We start from the raw sequence: 15894 nt of genomic DNA, 5'->3' as shown, positions 1-15894 counted from the left end.
GTGGACGGTCAGCGCCGCAGGCGCCGGCCGAGGGTGGCGAGGGCGCCGGCGGCCGTGCCCGCGGCCAGCGTGATCAGGACCGGCCGGCGGTGCCGGGAGAGCCAGACCTGGGGACTGCGCGCGTGGGAGCGCTGGTCGAAGATGCCGTGGGCGCCGTAGTCCGTCGTCTCGTCGGCCGGGTCCCAGAGGTTGGACACGCCGCTGGGGGGTTTCTCGTCGGTCTGCTGCGAGCTCACTCCCGTCCGTGCCAGATAGCGGTCCACCAGGGCCGGGGCCACGCGCTGGGCCAGGAGGGTGGCCGCGGTGCTCATTCCCACCCAGTACTCCTTGCGCTCCGGGTGCTCGGCGGCGTACACGATCGCCCGCGCCGCGACCTCGGGCTGGTAGATCGGGGGGACCGGCTGGGGGTGGCGGCGGAGTTTGGACAGCACCCACTCGAACTGGGGGGTGTTGACGGCGGGCAGCTGGACGAGCGTGACCTGGATGTCGCTCCCGTCCGCCAGCAGCTCCGTGCGGACCGATTCCGAGAAGCCCTTGATCGCGTGTTTGGCGCCGCAGTAGGCCGACTGCAGCGGGATGCCGCGCTGGGACAGCGCCGAGCCGGTCTGGACGACGGCGCCGGAGCCGCGCGGCCGCATCAGGTCGAGGGCCACCTTGGTGCCCCAGACGTAGCCGAGGTAGGTGACGGCCGTCGTACGGCTGAACTCCTCAGGGGAGATGTCCTGAAATTTCGCGAAGACGGAGGAGAAAGCGGTGTTGATCCACACCGAGATGGGGCCCATCTCCGCCTCGATCTTCTCAGCGGCCTTGCGTACCTCGTCATAGTCCGCCACGTCCGCCTCGTAGACCTGCCCGCTGCCTCCCTCGACCCCCACGTCCACCGCTGCCGCGCCCAGCCCGGCCGTGCCTCTGGCGATCAGGGCCACCCTGGCCCTCCGCCGCCCGAGCTCGCGGACGACCGCACGCCCGACCCCGCCACTCGCGCCCGTCACCACCACTACGCGCCCGCTCAACTGCGCCATGTCGGGATCAGCCCGCCTCTCCGTCGCTCCGCTGCTTCTGGCGGCGTACGGCCAGCGTGATGTCGATCACCGTGAGCACCGCCAGCACGACTGCGATGCCCGTCATGACCGGGGCGCCCGCGATGAGCCCGAGCACCGCGACCGCGAACAGGAACACCAGCAGGAACGAGCCCACCCTGATGTGCACCACGTCGCGAGGGGTGGCGGGCACCATGGCGTGACCTCTGCTGGACTTCTCCTCGTGCCACTCTCCGTGTTCAGACATGCCGCTCACCTGCCCGTCCCGTTTGCGAGGTAACGTCCTGGGTAGCCGTGCCCGGTGCCCGAGCCTGACCAGAACGTGGACCCGCGACCCCGCGCCGGCGGTCCCGACCTGCGGCCCAGCGACCAGAACGAGCCGGGGATCGTACGACGGCGGTGCGGCCGGGGATTCTCCTACGTGGCCCCGGACGGCGGGCCGGTGCGCGACCGCGCCACGGTGGAGCGGATCAAGGCGCTGGCGATCCCGCCGGCCTGGAAAGACGTGTGGATCTGCGCCTCGCCCGACGGGCACCTGCAGGCGGTCGGCACGGACGCGGCAGGGCGCAGGCAGTACCGCTACCACGACGTCTGGCGGGAGCAGCAGGACCGGGAGAAGTTCGACCGGGTGCTGGAGGTGGCCGAGCGGCTGCCCGCGTTCAGGAAGGCCGTGGACGACCAGCTCCAGGGCCGCGGCCTGACCCGGCGGCGGGTGCTGGCCGCCGCCGCCCGCCTGCTCGACATCGGCTTCTTCCGCATCGGCGGCGAGAGCTACGACACCTACGGGCTGGCCACGCTGAGGATGGAGCACGTCACCTGCGCCCGCGGCGTGGTCGTCTGCTCCTACCCGGCCAAGGGCGACGTCGCCCGCGAGGTCGAGCTGGCCGATCCCGGGGCGTGCCGGGTGCTCAGGTCGCTCAAGGCGCTCGGGGAGGACGGTGAGTTGCTGCGCTACCGGCACGCGGGCGGCTGGAGCGACATCAGGAGCGAGGACATCAACGACTACCTGCGCCAGATCATCGGGTACGAGGTCACGGCCAAGGACTTCCGCACCTGGCACGCCACGGTGCTGGCCGCCGTGGGGCTGGCGGTGTCCGGGCCGGCCGGCGCGGAGGGGCGGACGAAGAAGCAGAAGGCGATCGTGCGCGTCATGCGCGAGGTCGCCGAGTACCTGGGCAACACCCCCGCCGTGGCGCGCGCCTCGTACGTGGATCCGCGCGTGGTCGAGGCGTACGAGCGGGACAGGACCATCGCGGCGGTGCTGACCGAGCTCGGGGCGGACGCCGACTTCGGGCAGCTGGCCACGGCGGGCACGGTGGAACGGGCGGTTATAGACCTAATTCGTGCCGTTTGACCGGTTTATACCCGGGAATGCGGCGACAGGGGAAGGAGACAGCGATGGAGGCTCCGCAGTACGTCGCGGCCCGCGTCCAGCAGGCGCTGGCCGAGGACGGGCGCACCAACGAGCTGGGCATCCGCGTGGACATCAGAGGCGACCAGCTGTTCCTGCGCGGTCAGGTGAGCGAGGCCGAGCAGCGCACGCGGCTCGGCCAGGTGGCGCACGAGACCGCGCCCGAGCTCCGCGTGCACAACGAGATCAACATCGTGGACGCCACCGAGCCAGGAGAGGATGAGCATCTTGACTGACCTGCGCATCGCCGCAGTGGGCGACATTCACCTGGGCGAGGACGGCAGGGGCCACTACCGGCGCAGGCTGGAGGGCATCGAGGAGCGCGCCGACGTGTTCATGCTCGCGGGCGACCTCACCAGGCACGGCACGCTGCAGGAGGGAAAGGTGGTGGCCGACGAGCTGCGCGACCTGCCGATTCCGGCCGTAGCCGTGCTCGGCAACCACGACTACCACTCCGACCTGCAGGACGAGATCGCAGATGAGCTCCGCGACGCCGGGGTGATCGTGCTCGACGACGACGGCGTCGTGCTCCAGTGCGGTGACACGAAGCTGGGCGTCGTCGGCGGGAAGGGCTTCGGCGGCGGGTTCGCCGGCAAGTGCGCCAGCGAGTTCGGCGAGCGCGAGATCAAGAACTTCGTCGCCCACACCCGCTCCATCGCCGAGGCGTGGAAGGTCGCGCTGAAGGAGATCGTGGCCGACGAGCGCGTGGTGCTGTCGCACTACTCGCCCGTCAAGGAGACGCTGGAGGGCGAGCCTCCGGAGATCTACCCCTTCCTCGGCAGCTATCTCCTGGCGGAGGCCGTCGACACGGCCGGCGCGGACCTGGTCCTCCACGGGCACGCGCACAAGGGCAGCCCGAAGGGCATGACGCCGGGCGGCATCCGGGTGCGCAACGTGGCCCTGCCGGTGCTCGGCCGGGCGTACGGCGTTTACTGCCTCGAATGCGAGAACGGGTTCTGACGCGCAGGGTGGACAGATGCGATGGAGCCATCGCGCTCGACAGGCCGAGTCCTCCGGTGGCCGAAATCCGGTGTCGCGGCGATGCCCCCACCTGCTAGAACGCTGGAATGACAGATCGCAGCATCGTCGTGGTCGGCGCCGGCATCGTCGGGGCGTCACTGGCGTACCACCTGGCCGGGCACGGACGACCCGTCACGTTGATCGATGCGGGCCTGCCTGGTTCGGGCGCCACCCGCGCTTCGTTCGCCTGGATCGGACGACCGGCCGTCAGCGACCTGCCCTCGGCGCCGCTGCGCTATCTCGCACTGGACGAGTACCGGCGGCTGGAGACGGAGCTTCCCGGACTGTCGATCCGCTGGTCGGGCTCGATCAGCTGGGACGGCTTCGACGAGAGCCCGGGGGCGCGCACCGACGACGTCGGAGCGCTGGAACCGCACCTGCTCCATCCGCCGGCCGAGGCCGCCCATAGTCCGGAAGATGCGGCGTTCGACCCGGTCGCGGCGACCGAACTCCTGGTCGCCGCAGCACGAAACCGAGGCGCGCGGTTGCTGACGGGCGTGCTGGCGACTGCCCTCGACCACCAGGCGGGCACGGTGAGCGGCGTCCGGACGACCGCCGGAACCGTTCCCGCTGAGACCGTCGTCCTGGCCGCCGGTACCGGCACGGTGGCCCTGTGCTCGGGGATCGGCATCGACCTGCCCGTCGAGCCGTCGCCCGCTGTCCTTGTCCGGTTGCGCGCGACGCCGGGCCTGGTCCGGACGATCGTCGCGACGCCGTCACTGGAGGTCCGGCAGCTCGACGACGGCACGGTCCTCGCCCCCGTGGCGTACGGCGGGGAGACGGACCAGGCCGCGCTGCTCGGGACCGCCCGGCGTGTCCGCGACCGGTTCGCTGCTTCCTTCGCCGGCGCCGGCGACACGGAGATCGTCTCCGGCGAGATCGGCTGGCGCCCCATGCCTGCCGATGGCGAACCGGTCATCGGCCGCCCCGCCGGCACCCGGGGTCTGTACATCACCGTGATGCACTCGGCGATCACCCTGGCCGCCGCAGCCGGCCGCCTTGCCGCGTCCGAGATCCTCACCGCCTTGCCTGCCCCCGAGCTCGCCGGTTGCCGGCCGGACCGGTTCCGCTGAGTTCCCCAGCGACGACCTGACCGTGCGATGCGTTCCTGCCCGAGGGCGCCGCGGCTTGGCGCAACGCTCTATTGACGGCCCTGTTCAACTTCTCTAGGCTGTCGGAAATCGATTTCCCCGTCCGCTCCCGAAGGGACTTCCCTCCATGGAGGAAACCACCGGCGGGCCGGCCGTCGGACCGCCCGGCGGCCGGGGAGGCGACCCGACCAGGCGCGGCGTGCTCAAGGCCGCGGCAGCCGCGGCGGCGCTCCCCATACTGACCACCGCGTGCGGCGGGACCGGCGAGGGCACGCTGACCTTCGTCTACATGGGGGACGCCAACCAGCAGGCGCAGTTCCGTGCGCTGTTCACCGAGTTCAACAAGGTCAACCCGAACATCCGACTGGTCGCGCAGGCCATCCCCGCCGGCAACTGGGCCGTGTTCGCCAACACCGTGGCGACGCGGATCGCGGGCGGATACGTTCCCGACATCATCCAGGTCGCCACCGAGGGGCAGCGCATCTTCGCCTCGAAGGGACTGCTCGAACCGCTCGACCCCTACATCAAGGCGGACCAGAAGATCGTCGACGACTACTTCGCCGACATCGATCCCAACCTGATCGACTGGAACACCCGCTACGCCTCCCACGACGGCCGTACGTACTACATGCCCGGCGGGTACAACACCGTGGTCCTCTACGCCAACACCGAGGTGTTCGCCCGTGCCGGCGTCGAACTGCCCGAGGACGGCAAGTGGACCTGGGACGAGTTCCGGGCCGCCGGCGAGCGCGTCAAGGCCGCGACGGGCGCCTTCCTCGTCCCCACCGACCTGAGCTATTTCGGCGGCATCATGCCGTGGCTGGCCACGAACGGCGCCAGCACATTCGACGCCACCTGGCGGCGGCCGACGTTCGACAGCCCCGAGGCGATCGAGGCGGTGACCTTCGTCAAGGGCCTCATCGACGCGGGTCTCGCGCCCAAGCCGGGAGGTCAGTTCGACGCGGCGACCGCGCTGGCCCAGGGCAAGCTGGCGACGCTCAACGGCGGCCGGTGGCCCGTCATCGACCTGCGCCGGCTCGGCATCGTCGGCAAGACACTGGTGGTCTCGTTTCCGACCAGGCGGACCGACGGCTCCCCGGTGGGCTGGGACGGCTGGCCCATCACTCGAGATTCGAAGAACAAGCAGGAGGCGTGGACCTTCATCAAGTTCCTGATCTCCAAGCAGGCGGCCACGTTCTTCGCGTCGATCGGCGGCACCATCGTCCCCGCACGCAGGTCCGTCGCCGAGGGCCCCGCGTTCACCGGCAACGCCTCCGAGCACAGCGAGCGTCTGGCGGAGGCGATCTCGTACGCGACGCCGATCCCCTCCCCCGACCGCGGCCCGGAGGCGCAGAAGATCATCGAGGAGGCGTGGCTGAAGGTGTTGAGCGGCAACGGAGAGCCGGCTGCGACGCTCGCCGAGGCCAACCGGCAGTTGGGCGGGCTGCTGTGACCGCGCCGACTCTCGCCTCCGGCCGGATCTCCTCCGGCGGAGCGCGGCGGGCCGCCCGGCCGCGACGGTCACTCGCCGGATACGTCTTCATCAGCCCGGCCCTGCTGCTCTTCCTGATCTTCGTGGCCGGCCCGCTGGTCTTCGCGTTCGCCCTCAGCCTGTACTCCTGGGACCTGCTGACCCCCGCACGGTTCGTGGGATTGGCGAACTTCGCCAACCTGTTCGCGGACCCGCTGCTGATCAAGGCGCTCGGCACGACCTTCGCCTTCGCCTTCGCGTCCGTGGTCACGCACATTGTCGGCGGCCTGCTGCTGGCCGTGGCGGTGAACCGGATGAAGAACCGGGTGCTGTCCTACTTCGTGCGAACCGCGATCTTCTTTCCGTTCGTCATCTCCTGGGCGGCGGTCTCGCTGCTCTGGAAGTACGTCCTGGACCCGAACTTCGGGCTGGTGACCCACTATCTCGGGGTGCTCGGCATCACCGCGCCGTCGTGGTTCGCCGACCCCGCCTGGTCACTGCCGGCGATCATCGGCATCGACTTCTGGCACACCATCGGGTTCACCTTCATCATCATGCTGGCCGGACTCCAGGCCGTGCCGGAGCGGCTGGTGGAGGCGGCCCGGGTGGACGGGGCGAGCAGCTGGCACGTGTTCTGGCACATCACCGTGCCGATGATGTCGCCGACGCTGTTCTTCGCCACGGTGATCACGTTCATCGGCGCATTCCAGATCTTCGACCCGATGCAGATCATCACGCAGGGCGGACCGGACAACTCGACGATGAGCATCGTCATGTACCTCTACCAGACCGGGTTCGAGAGCTTCAGCGTCGGTTACGCCTCGACGGTCGCCGTGGTGGTCTTCATCGTGATCATGAGCGTCACGGCTTTCCAGTTCTGGATGTCGAAACGATGGGTGCACGAGCAGTGACAGCGACGACATCGACGACATCGACGACGGTGGGCACGCCACGGCGGAGGCGGTGGCGGACCGGCTCCGTGGTGATCGACGCGGCGCTGCTGGTCGTGGGGATCATCATGGTGGCACCGCTGGTCTGGCTGGTCAGCAGCAGCCTGACCGCGGCCGGCCAGGCGTTCACCCTGCCGCCCAAGTGGATTCCGAGCCCTTTCACGCTCGACAACTTCGCCGAGGTGCCTGAGCTGCTGCCGTTCGGCCGGATGGCGATGAACTCGCTGGTGGTCGCCGTGACGGCCACCGCCGGGTCACTGTTCACCAGCGTGCTCGCGGCCTACGCGTTCTCCCGGCTGGAGTTCCGCGGCAGCCGCGTGATGTTCATCGCCATGCTCAGCGCGCTGATGGTCCCGCCGCAGCTCACGATCATCCCGGTGTTCCTGATGATGCGGAACCTGGGGCTGGTGGACACCCTGCCCGCGCTCTGGCTGCCCGCCCTGATCAACGTGTTCGCGATCTTCTTCCTGCGGCAGTACTTCAACACGATCCCGAGGGAACTGGACGACGCGGCGAAGATCGACGGAGCCGGTCACCTGTGGATCCTGTTCCGCATGCTGGTGCCGCTGTCGGGCCCGGCCCTGTCGGCGCTGGCCATCCTCGCGTTCGAGGCGTCCTGGAACAACTACTTCGCCCCGCTCATCCTGGTCTACAGCCCGGACAACATGACGCTCCCGCTGGGCCTGGTCACGCTGCAGAGCAGCTTCGGCACCAGCCCCACCGTGGTGGTCTTCGCGGCCATCACCATGGTGGTGCTGCCGGTGCTGATCCTCTTCCTGGCGTTCCAGCGCAGCTTCGCGGCCAGCATCGCGATCTCCGGGATCCGCGGATGAGCGGTGCGTCCCTGCCCCGGCTGTTCCGGGCCGCCTGGCCGTCCTTACCGGCGCTGCTCGCGGGCAGCGTCGCGGCCTGCGCCGGAGCGGCGGCCACCGCGCTGACCGGCCCCGGCCTGACACCGATCTCCGTGGCTGCCGCCGCCGTACTCATCGGCGCGCCCCTGGCCGCCCTCGTCCACCTCGCCGTGCGGATGTGGCACGGCGAGGAGCCCACCGTACGCGACTGGCTCGGCTGCCTGCGCTCCGCGTCCGCGCGCGGCGTCGCGGTGACGGCCGTTCCGGCGGGGATCGCCGCGCTGACGCTGGTCAGCCTGGAGGTCTGGGCGCAGTCCCGGCAGGCGTGGGTGCTGGTGCCGCTCGCGCTCGGCGGCGCCCTGACCGTGGTGACCGGGCTGGGCGCCTGCGTCGCACTCCCGCTGGCGCTGCACCGGCCGGAGCTGCGCGGCGCGCCTCTGTGGGCGGGCGCACTGCACCTGGTGGCCCGCAACCCGGTGAGGGTGCTGGCCGTACCGGCGGTGGCGGTGCTGGCGGTGCAGGCGGCCACCGGCCTGACCGCCTCGCTGCTGCTGCTCTTCCCTGCCCCCCTCGCCCTGGTGATGGTCGCGGCCGCCTTCACCTCGACCACGTCCGCACAACCGACCATGGGGAGGACCACCCGATGACCCCGCGCAACGCCGCCCGGCCGGATGCCGCCGCACCGCGACGCATCGAGCACGGCGACGGTCGCCACATCGCCATGCCGCTGGGCGGCATCGGGACGGGCAACGTCGCGCTCTGCGCCGACGGGGCGCTGCGCCAGTGGCAGCTCCACAACATCGGCAACCACAAAGGCGACCTGCCAGGGTCGTTCTTCGCGCTGCGCGCCACGCGGATCGAGCCGCCGCTGGACGAGGTGCGCGTACTCGCCGCTCCGCCAGTGGACGGGCCGGGCACGCCATTGGTCACGGACGACCACGTGCCCGGCTGGCAGCGGGACCTGCTGGCCCGCGAGCGCGGCGTGGAGGGGACGACCTTTGAGTCGACCTACCCGTTCGCGCGGATCGACTACCGCGACGCCTCGCTGCCGGTGCGGGTCTCCCTGGAGGCGTTCACCCCGCTGGTGCCGCTGGATGTGGCGCGTAGCTCGCTGCCCGCGGCCCTGTTCACCTTCACCCTGACCAACATCGACGACCTGCCGATCCACGGCCAGCTCGGCGCGACCCTGCAGAACGCCGTCGGCCACGACGGGGTCAGCCCCATCACCGGCACGGCCGGCCCCGGCTACGGCGGCAACACCAACCGGGTCCGCCGACACGGCGGGTGGACCGCCGTGGTGATGGAGAACGCCGGGCTGCCCGCCGCCCACCCGGGGGCCGGGCAGATGGTGCTCTGCGCCGACTCCGCCGCCGCGGGCGCGCTGCCGCAGTGGAGCGAGCCGGAGGAGTTCTTCGCGTACCTGCGGGGACGCGCGCCCGCGGTGGACGCCGCCCGGAGCCGGCACGTGCCATACCTGGCGGACACCATGGTCAGCGGGCCCAACCCGGCGGAGGGTCCGAGCCCGGCCGGGCGCACCTGGAACGCGGGCCTGGCGGTGCCGTTCCGGCTGGCTCCGGGCGAGCGCGTCCAGATCCGGTACGTCATGACCTGGTGGTTCCCCAACCGCTACGTCAACTTCACCCAGTTCGGGCCGCAGCACACCGAATGGGGACCGACCCGGTTCTGGCTGGGCAACGCCTACGCCACCGCGTTCCCCGACGCGGTGGCGGTGGCGGAGCACCTCGGCGCGAACTGGGCGGACCTGGAGGCCGACTCGCGGGCCTGGACCGACACGCTGACCAGCGGCTCGCTGACCGCGGACACCGCCGAGCGGATGGCCGCGCAGGCCGCGATCATCCGCAGCCCGAGCTGCTTCCAGACCGCCGACGGCGCGTTCTTCGGGTTCGAGGGCGTGCAGGGGGCGTCGACCGTGATGTGGGCGGGCGACGCCGGCGGATCGTGCCCGCTCAACTGCACCCACGTGTGGAACTACGAGCAGGCGCTGGCCCGGCTGTTCCCCTCGCTGGAGCGGAGCATGCGGGAGACCGAGTTCGACGTGATGCAGGCCCCGGAAGGCTACATCCCGCACCGGGTGATCTCCCCGACGTACCTGCCCCAGCTCTGGGACGTCATCATCGGCGGCCCGGAGGAGCCCGCGCTGGACGGCATGCTCGGCACGGTCCTGAAGACCTACCGCGAGGTACGGCAGGGCGCGGGCGAGGACTGGCTCCGGCGGTACTGGCCGAACGTGCGCAGGCTGCTCGACCACATCCGCGCGAAGTGGGACCCGGACGGCACCGGTGTGCTGCGCGGCATCCAGCCGAGCACCCACGACATCGACCTGTGCGGCGTGAACAGCTTCATGGGCACCCTGTGGCTGGCGGCGCTGCGGGCGGCCGGGGAGATGGCGCGGCTGACCGGCGAGCCGGACTTCGCGACCGAGCTGCGAGGGCTGTTCGAGCGGGGCAGCGCCGCCTACGACGAGTTGCTGTGGAACGGCGAGTACTACACGCAGGTCCTGGAGCCGGGAGAGTCGCGGGAGTTCCAGTGGGAGTCGGGCTGCCTGGCCGACCAGGTGATCGGCCAGTGGTGGGCGCACCAGCTCGACCTGGGCTACCTGCTGCCGCGCGAGCACGTGCTCTCCGCGCTGCGCGCGGTGGTCCGGCACAATCTCCGCACCGGGTTCAAGGACTTCGACCACGTCTTCCGGGTGTTCGCCGACGAGGACGACACCGGCCTGCTGATGTGCACCTGGCCGGAGGGGGGACGGCCCGCGGTGCCGACCCGCTACGCCGACGAGGTGTGGACCGGGATCGAGTACCAGGTCGCCGCGCACTGCCTGTACGAAGGGCTGCAGGAGGAGGGCGACGCGATCCTCTCCGGCCTGTGGGCGCGCTACGACGGCAGCCGCCGCAACCCGTACAACAAGATCGAGTGCGGCGACCACTACGTGCGCGCGCTGGCCGGCTGGAGCGTCCTCGACGTGATCACCGGGCAGAGCTGGGACGCCACCACCGGCACGCTGCGCGTGGCGCTGCCGCCGGACGGGGGGTCGTGGCCGGTGGTGACCGGCACGGGCTGGGGCACGCTCCGCCGCAGCGGCGTGGCGGTGACGTTGGAGTGCGCGTCGGGCCGGTTCGACCTGAACCGCCTCGCCCTGGTCGGCCCGGACGGTGAAAGCGCCGGCGGGCACGCGCAGCCCGTCGTCGTGGCGCGGGGTGAGGAGCTGACCGTAGAAGTCTGAAAGCGGGACTGCTGTGGTTCCTGGCGATCGCGTACGGCGATGCCCAGCTGGCCCACATCCCCGAGCAGACCATCGGGGACGGCGTCATCCCCGACCCGCGACGGGACCCCGAGCACCGCCTGACCTGGTCCATCTGGCGGCGACGACACCAACACCGCGCTTCTCCGCAGAACGCACAGGGAAACGTATGCGTACTCCGGTTGTTTGTTGCGTTATTCCGGCGAGAAGGAGAACCGCTGGACCGTTCTCGGGGAATCGGCCCAGCGGTCGGGTCGGGCGGGGAGCCATTCGGGTGGCGCCCCTAGACATTGAAGATGCTGACCCCGCCGGGCCCGACCAGGAAACCGAGCACGATGAGCACGATCCCCCAGAGGAGGTCGCGGCGGGCGAGGATCACGTAGATCCCGGAGATGACGAGAATTACCGCGATGATCCAGAGCAAAGTAGCCATGACTCCGCCTCTGCCCTGAGGGGTGGCCGCTTAACATGTTTTTCCGCTCGGAGGCGAGAACGAGAAACATCGGGCCGCGCCTTTATCGCCGCGTCATTCAAGAGGCCGACTTCATCAATTTCGCGTAGGCGAGCTGCAGCCAGTCGGAGATCGCCACCGCGGTCATCGTCGCCCCCACGAGCCGGGTGACCTTGGGCGCCAGCACCAGCCCGGCGGCGTACGCGGTGGCCACCCACTGCGACAGGCAGAGCGGGCAGGCGAGCAGCTCGCCCACCGGGCCGCGGGGCTTCTCCTGCACCTCGGCGGGCCCGCCGCCGCCCTTGTAGCGGGTGAACGGCGCCCGGAGCGGGCTGGTGACGGGGTCCTTCGCCAGCCGCCGTGACACCTTGTGCGTGCAGGCCGCCATCAGCCAGGATTTCGGTCATATGCTCCTCGCTCTGCCCCCAGGCCCAGGGCGTACTCGCGCGAGAGCCCTTATAACACAACGCCTAGTGGGGGATCGTGTGGGTAGCCCGAAACCATGAGCAGCCACGGTCACGCGGTCACGGACGCGATCCTCGACACCCTCAAGCGCGCCAGCTCCGGGTTGAAGGACGCCGGAGTGAAATTCGCGCTGGCCGGAGGCTGCGCCGCCTACGCCAGAGGGGCCGCGCCGTCGCTGCACGACGTGGACTTCGTGGTCACCGAGCACGACGTGCCCGCCGCCCTGGAGGCGCTGCGCGGGCTGGGCTTCCAGACGGCCAAGCCGCCGGAGGACTGGCTGGTCAAGGCGTACGACGAGGGCCGCCTGGTGGATCTGATCTTCCGGGTGTCGGACCTGGCGATCACCGACGAGCTGCTCGACAGGGCCGAGCCGCTGAAGGCGTCGGCCGTGATCGTTCCCGTGCTGGAGGCCACCGACCTGGTGATCTCGTGGCTGCTGCCGCTGTCGGAGCACGCCTGCGACTACGGTGCGCTGCTGTCGCAGGTGCGCGCGCTGCGCGAGCAGGTCGACTGGCCGCGGGTCGCGGCCGTGATAGAGGACTCGCCGTACGCGATGACGTTCCTCACCTTGCTGGAGCGGCTGGGCGTGCTGGAAGGGCCGGTCGTGCCGTCGGGCGACCCCAAGTGGCCCTGACGGTCTCCTGTGACGCGCTCAGCCGCGCCGGGTGGCGGCGGTGACGCGCTTGAGGATGCGGTCCCACTCCGTGCCGAAGGGGTTGTCCTGCACGAGGTAGGTCCACGTCGCCGTGGGCCGCCGCAGATCCGGCTCGGGCGCCTCGAACGACTCCAGCGAGCGCCGCTCCACCTCGGCCAGCAGCGATTTGTACTCGGCCACGGCCTCCCTGTGGAACTCGTCGACGGGGCTCATCCGGCCGAGCGCCCGCAGGTGGATGCCCTCGCGCAGGTCGGTCAGGAACGCCAGGTGCTCGGTCCAGCAGCGGTCGATCGCGTGCAGGACGATCTGGCGGGCCGTCTCGTCGCGGGCGTCCTCGGGCAGCGACTCCCAGCGCTCGGAGTCGGCCTTCGCCAGCGCCTTGGAGGCGGCGTCGCCGTGCAGGACCTTGTCGCGCCACTCCAGGATGAGCTCGCGCTGGTGCTCGAGCAGGCGGGTGTAGCGCCACGTGTTGCGGTGGATCTCCAGGTTGACGCCCTCGGCGACGCGCTGGGCGTGGCCGACGAGGTAGGCCCCGCGCCGGTGGCGGACGATGCCGTCGGGGTCGGCCGCGGGCGGCCGCTCGTCGGGGACGAACTGGGTGATCAGATCGTCCTGCATGCTGACGAAGAAGACCGAGCCGCCCGGGTCGCCCTGGCGGCCCGCCCGGCCGCGCAGCTGGTCGTCGAGCCGGCTGCTGGCGTGGCGGCCTGACCCGATCACGTAGAGGCCGCCCAGCTCGGCCACACCGTCGCCGAGGCGGATGTCGGTGCCGCGGCCGGCCATCTGGGTGGAGACCGTGACGGCGTCGCGCTCGCCGGCCTTGGCGATGATCGCGGCCTCTTCCGCGTCGTTCTTGGCGTTGAGCACCACCGGCTCCAGGCCACGCCGCTGGAGGAGCTTGGCCAGGTTTTCCGACTCGGCCACGTCGAGCGTGCCGATGAGGATGGGCCGGCCGGTGGCGTGCACCTCCTGGATCTCCTCGACCAGGGCGGCGTCCTTGTCGGGCACGGTCGGGTAGATGCGGTCGGGCTCGTCGGTCCTGACACACGGCCGGTTGGGCGGGATCACCGCGACCTTGAGGCCGTAGAACTCGCCGAGCTGCTCGCTGACGGCCACGGCCGTGCCCGTCATGCCGCAGATCTGTGGATAGCGGCGGATGAGGCCCTGCACGGTGATCGAGTCGAGGATCTCGCCCTTCTCGCTCGGCGGCAGCGCCTCCTTGGCCTCCACGGCCGCCTGCAGGCCGTCGGGCCAGCGCTGGAGCAACGCCACCCGGCCGCGCGAGGGGTTGATGAGCTGCACCTTGCCGTCGCGCACGATGTAGTCGACGTCGCGCGCGAGCAGGGCGTGGGCGTGCAGGGCCAGGTTGAGCTCGATGAGGGTGCCGGGCTCGTGCTCGTCGTAGAGCTCGACGCCCAGCAGGTTTTCCACGCTGTCGGCGCCCTTGGGCGTCAGGTAGACGTTGCGCGCCTGCTCGTCGATCTCGTAGTGGTAGCCGCGGACGAGCTGCCTGACCAGCGCCGCCATCTCCGGCACCGCGTTGCCGGGGTCGGCCGCGCCGGCCATGACCAGCGGCACGCGGGCCTCGTCGACGAGCACGGAGTCGGCCTCGTCGACCAGCGCCACCTCGGGCGCGGGCACGATCAGCTCGGCGGCGTCGGTGCGCAGCCGGTCGCGCAGGACGTCGAACCCGATCTCGCTGACCGGGCCATAGGTGACGTCCTTCGCGTACGCCTCGCGCCGCTCCTCAGGCGTGGAGTTCTGGCCGATCCAGCCCACGCTGACGCCGAGCGCGGCGTAGAACGGCCCCATCCACTCGGCGTCGCGCCGGGCGAGATAGTCGTTGACGGAGATCACGTGGACGCGCTTGCCCTGCAACGCGTAGCCGGCCGCGGCCATGGCGCCGGAAAGCGTCTTGCCCTCACCGGTCGCCATCTCCGCGACCTTGCCGTCGAGCAGGGCCAGCGTGCCCAGCAGTTGCACGTCGTAAGGGCGCAGCCCCAGCTCGCGGTCCGCGGCCTCGCGCACGATGGCACAGAACCCGGCCAGATCGTCCATCTCCGGCTTGGGCAGCTCGTCGAGCTCACCGATCTTGGCGGCTCGCGATCCGGCGGCCCTGACGGTCTTCTGGTAGGGGGCCAGAGGCACTCCGCCCGGGCGATCCAGCAGGTTCCTCAGCATTCCCGAGATTGACGCCACAGTTCCTCCAACGCACGCTTCGCCGAGACCGTTCCCTCGGCCAAGGGGTGGGAGCGGAGCGACGATACGGCAAGCGCCGCCGTACCGGACCTTAACTCATCCGGCGGCCTGTACCGTCACAACGCACCCGCCCGAGTCACCCCTCTTCGGCCCGGAGCGCGAGCACTGTCACCGCGGCCAGCAGCAGAGCGCAGCCGGTCCAGGCGAGTGGCGTGAGCCGCTCCCCGAACAGCGCCACGCCGAGCAGCGCCGCGCCCACGGCCTCGCCGAGCGAGATGACGGCGACCGTGGTGGCCCGCAGCGCGGTCAGCGCCACGAAGTACAGCCCGTACGCGAGCGCCGTCGGCACCGCGCCGAGATAGATCAGCAGTGCCATGGACGGCCAGCTGATGTCCGGCACCACGCCTTCCGCCAGCGCGAACGGAGCCAGGCACACCGCGGCCACGGCGAACCCGCCGATGGCCGTGCTCCGCGGGTCGCGGTCGTTGTGCCGCCGTGACAACAACGTCACCCCGGCGTACCCGGTGGCCGAGGCCAGCGCGAAGGCGACCCCGGCGACGGGGGAGCCCGCCGAGGGAGCCGCGGCGTGGTACGCGGGCCCCACCGTGAGCAGGACGAGGCCGGCCAGCGCGGCGGCCAGCGCGAGGAGCGCTCCGCGGCCGAGCCGCTCGCGCAGGAAGATCCGGCTGCCCACGGCCGTGAGGACGGGCGTCGCGCCCATCGTCACCACGGTCGCGACGGCCACGCCGGAGTGGGCGATCGCGGCGAAGTAGGCGGTCTGGTAGACGGCCATGCCGGCCCCGACCGGCAGGACCCGCCAGTCGAGGTGGTCGGCCAGGACGAAGCGGCGGACGATCACGAGGAGGAAGGCGGCGCCGAGAAGGTGACGCCACAGGGACACGCCGACGGGGCCGAGCTGGCCGGCCTGGAAGAGCAGGGCACCGGCGGCGCCGCCGGTGCCCCAGGCGGTCGCGGCCATGGTCACGTAGAAGGCGCCCCGCCGCGCGGAGACATGGGTCATGACAGAT

The 15894-nt window shown here is 71.0% G+C and carries 15 protein-coding genes and 1 pseudogene; 10 read left to right on the top strand and 6 right to left on the bottom strand.

The genetic code is table 11. From position 1 onward, the window contains the following. Positions 1–8: 8 nt before the first annotated feature. Both ACZ6SA_RS31295 and ACZ6SA_RS31290 read right to left on the bottom strand, forming a co-directional pair. Complete coding sequence (locus ACZ6SA_RS31295) at positions 9–1022, bottom strand: SDR family oxidoreductase (protein ID WP_465832197.1); 1014 nt, start codon at positions 1020–1022, stop codon at positions 9–11. Between the two features lie 7 nt (positions 1023–1029). Further along, complete coding sequence (locus ACZ6SA_RS31290; protein ID WP_465832194.1) at positions 1030–1287, bottom strand: hypothetical protein; 258 nt, start codon at positions 1285–1287, stop codon at positions 1030–1032. Between the two features lie 54 nt (positions 1288–1341). On the opposite strand from ACZ6SA_RS31290, the gene ACZ6SA_RS31285 reads away from it, so the two are divergent. From ACZ6SA_RS31285 to ACZ6SA_RS31245, 9 genes are all read left to right on the top strand, one after another. Beyond that, complete coding sequence (locus ACZ6SA_RS31285; protein WP_465832192.1) at positions 1342–2394, top strand: DNA topoisomerase IB; 1053 nt, start codon at positions 1342–1344, stop codon at positions 2392–2394. A gap of 44 nt (positions 2395–2438) precedes the next feature. After that, positions 2439–2687, top strand: coding sequence for a BON domain-containing protein (locus tag ACZ6SA_RS31280; RefSeq protein WP_347647055.1), 249 nt, complete (start codon positions 2439–2441; stop codon positions 2685–2687). Beyond that, a complete protein-coding gene (locus ACZ6SA_RS31275) occupies positions 2671–3411 on the top strand; it encodes a metallophosphoesterase family protein (protein ID WP_347647056.1) in 741 nt (246 codons plus the stop codon). Before ACZ6SA_RS31280 ends, ACZ6SA_RS31275 begins: the two co-directional genes overlap by 17 nt. A 107-nt stretch (positions 3412–3518) precedes the next feature. After that, complete coding sequence (locus ACZ6SA_RS31270; protein WP_465832189.1) at positions 3519–4544, top strand: NAD(P)/FAD-dependent oxidoreductase; 1026 nt, start codon at positions 3519–3521, stop codon at positions 4542–4544. 145 nt (positions 4545–4689) lie between these two features. Continuing rightward, positions 4690–6015, top strand: a complete 1326-nt coding sequence (locus tag ACZ6SA_RS31265; protein WP_465832187.1) for an ABC transporter substrate-binding protein — start codon at positions 4690–4692, stop codon at positions 6013–6015. Then, positions 6012–6944, top strand: a complete 933-nt coding sequence (locus ACZ6SA_RS31260; RefSeq protein WP_465832185.1) for a carbohydrate ABC transporter permease — start codon at positions 6012–6014, stop codon at positions 6942–6944. The genes ACZ6SA_RS31265 and ACZ6SA_RS31260 overlap by 4 nt, the downstream gene beginning before the upstream one ends. Next, on the top strand, positions 6941–7816 hold the full coding sequence (locus ACZ6SA_RS31255) for a carbohydrate ABC transporter permease (RefSeq protein ID WP_465832183.1): 876 nt from the start codon (positions 6941–6943) through the stop codon (positions 7814–7816). The genes ACZ6SA_RS31260 and ACZ6SA_RS31255 overlap by 4 nt, the downstream gene beginning before the upstream one ends. Then, positions 7813–8481 (top strand): hypothetical protein, encoded by a 669-nt coding sequence (locus ACZ6SA_RS31250; RefSeq protein ID WP_465832181.1) that lies wholly within the window; start codon positions 7813–7815, stop codon positions 8479–8481. The genes ACZ6SA_RS31255 and ACZ6SA_RS31250 overlap by 4 nt, the downstream gene beginning before the upstream one ends. Next, a complete protein-coding gene (locus ACZ6SA_RS31245; protein WP_465832179.1) occupies positions 8478–11078 on the top strand; it encodes a GH116 family glycosyl hydrolase in 2601 nt (866 codons plus the stop codon). The genes ACZ6SA_RS31250 and ACZ6SA_RS31245 overlap by 4 nt, the downstream gene beginning before the upstream one ends. 301 nt (positions 11079–11379) lie before the next feature. Here ACZ6SA_RS31245 and ACZ6SA_RS31240 read toward each other — a convergent pair whose 3' ends face one another. Together ACZ6SA_RS31240 and ACZ6SA_RS31235 are read right to left on the bottom strand one after the other, a co-directional pair. Continuing rightward, positions 11380–11529 carry a GPGG-motif small membrane protein gene (locus ACZ6SA_RS31240; RefSeq protein ID WP_165959640.1) on the bottom strand — a complete coding sequence of 50 codons (150 nt, stop codon included), beginning with the start codon at positions 11527–11529 and terminating at the stop codon, positions 11380–11382. Between the two features lie 97 nt (positions 11530–11626). Then, positions 11627–11938, bottom strand: a pseudogene (locus ACZ6SA_RS31235) (DUF1360 domain-containing protein); the annotation flags it as partial. Positions 11939–12049: 111 nt separating this feature from the next. On the opposite strand from ACZ6SA_RS31235, the gene ACZ6SA_RS31230 reads away from it, so the two are divergent. Continuing rightward, a complete protein-coding gene (locus tag ACZ6SA_RS31230; protein ID WP_347647063.1) occupies positions 12050–12646 on the top strand; it encodes a nucleotidyltransferase in 597 nt (198 codons plus the stop codon). Positions 12647–12664: 18 nt separating this feature from the next. Here ACZ6SA_RS31230 and secA2 read toward each other — a convergent pair whose 3' ends face one another. Next, a complete protein-coding gene (gene secA2, locus ACZ6SA_RS31225) occupies positions 12665–14848 on the bottom strand; it encodes an accessory Sec system translocase SecA2 (protein ID WP_465832176.1) in 2184 nt (727 codons plus the stop codon). A gap of 154 nt (positions 14849–15002) precedes the next feature. Continuing rightward, entirely contained in the window at positions 15003–15887 is an 885-nt protein-coding gene (locus tag ACZ6SA_RS31220) for a DMT family transporter (protein WP_465832174.1), read from the bottom strand. Between the last annotated feature and the right edge of the window lie 7 nt (positions 15888–15894).

Source organism: Nonomuraea sp. NPDC049378 (assembly GCF_055586745.1).
This window is presented reverse-complemented; position numbering and strand designations above follow the sequence as displayed.

Coding starts and splice junctions, on each gene's coding strand:
- ACZ6SA_RS31275 (WP_347647056.1), top strand. CDS start 2,671: ATGAGCATCTTGACTGACCTGCGCATCGCCGCAGTGGGCGACATTCAC.
- ACZ6SA_RS31265 (WP_465832187.1), top strand. CDS start 4,690: ATGGAGGAAACCACCGGCGGGCCGGCCGTCGGACCGCCCGGCGGCCGG.
- secA2 (WP_465832176.1), bottom strand. CDS start 14,848: ATGCTGAGGAACCTGCTGGATCGCCCGGGCGGAGTGCCTCTGGCCCCC.
- ACZ6SA_RS31295 (WP_465832197.1), bottom strand. CDS start 1,022: ATGGCGCAGTTGAGCGGGCGCGTAGTGGTGGTGACGGGCGCGAGTGGC.
- ACZ6SA_RS31250 (WP_465832181.1), top strand. CDS start 7,813: ATGAGCGGTGCGTCCCTGCCCCGGCTGTTCCGGGCCGCCTGGCCGTCC.
- ACZ6SA_RS31290 (WP_465832194.1), bottom strand. CDS start 1,287: ATGTCTGAACACGGAGAGTGGCACGAGGAGAAGTCCAGCAGAGGTCAC.
- ACZ6SA_RS31280 (WP_347647055.1), top strand. CDS start 2,439: ATGGAGGCTCCGCAGTACGTCGCGGCCCGCGTCCAGCAGGCGCTGGCC.
- ACZ6SA_RS31230 (WP_347647063.1), top strand. CDS start 12,050: ATGAGCAGCCACGGTCACGCGGTCACGGACGCGATCCTCGACACCCTC.
- ACZ6SA_RS31245 (WP_465832179.1), top strand. CDS start 8,478: ATGACCCCGCGCAACGCCGCCCGGCCGGATGCCGCCGCACCGCGACGC.
- ACZ6SA_RS31270 (WP_465832189.1), top strand. CDS start 3,519: ATGACAGATCGCAGCATCGTCGTGGTCGGCGCCGGCATCGTCGGGGCG.
- ACZ6SA_RS31240 (WP_165959640.1), bottom strand. CDS start 11,529: ATGGCTACTTTGCTCTGGATCATCGCGGTAATTCTCGTCATCTCCGGG.
- ACZ6SA_RS31220 (WP_465832174.1), bottom strand. CDS start 15,887: ATGACCCATGTCTCCGCGCGGCGGGGCGCCTTCTACGTGACCATGGCC.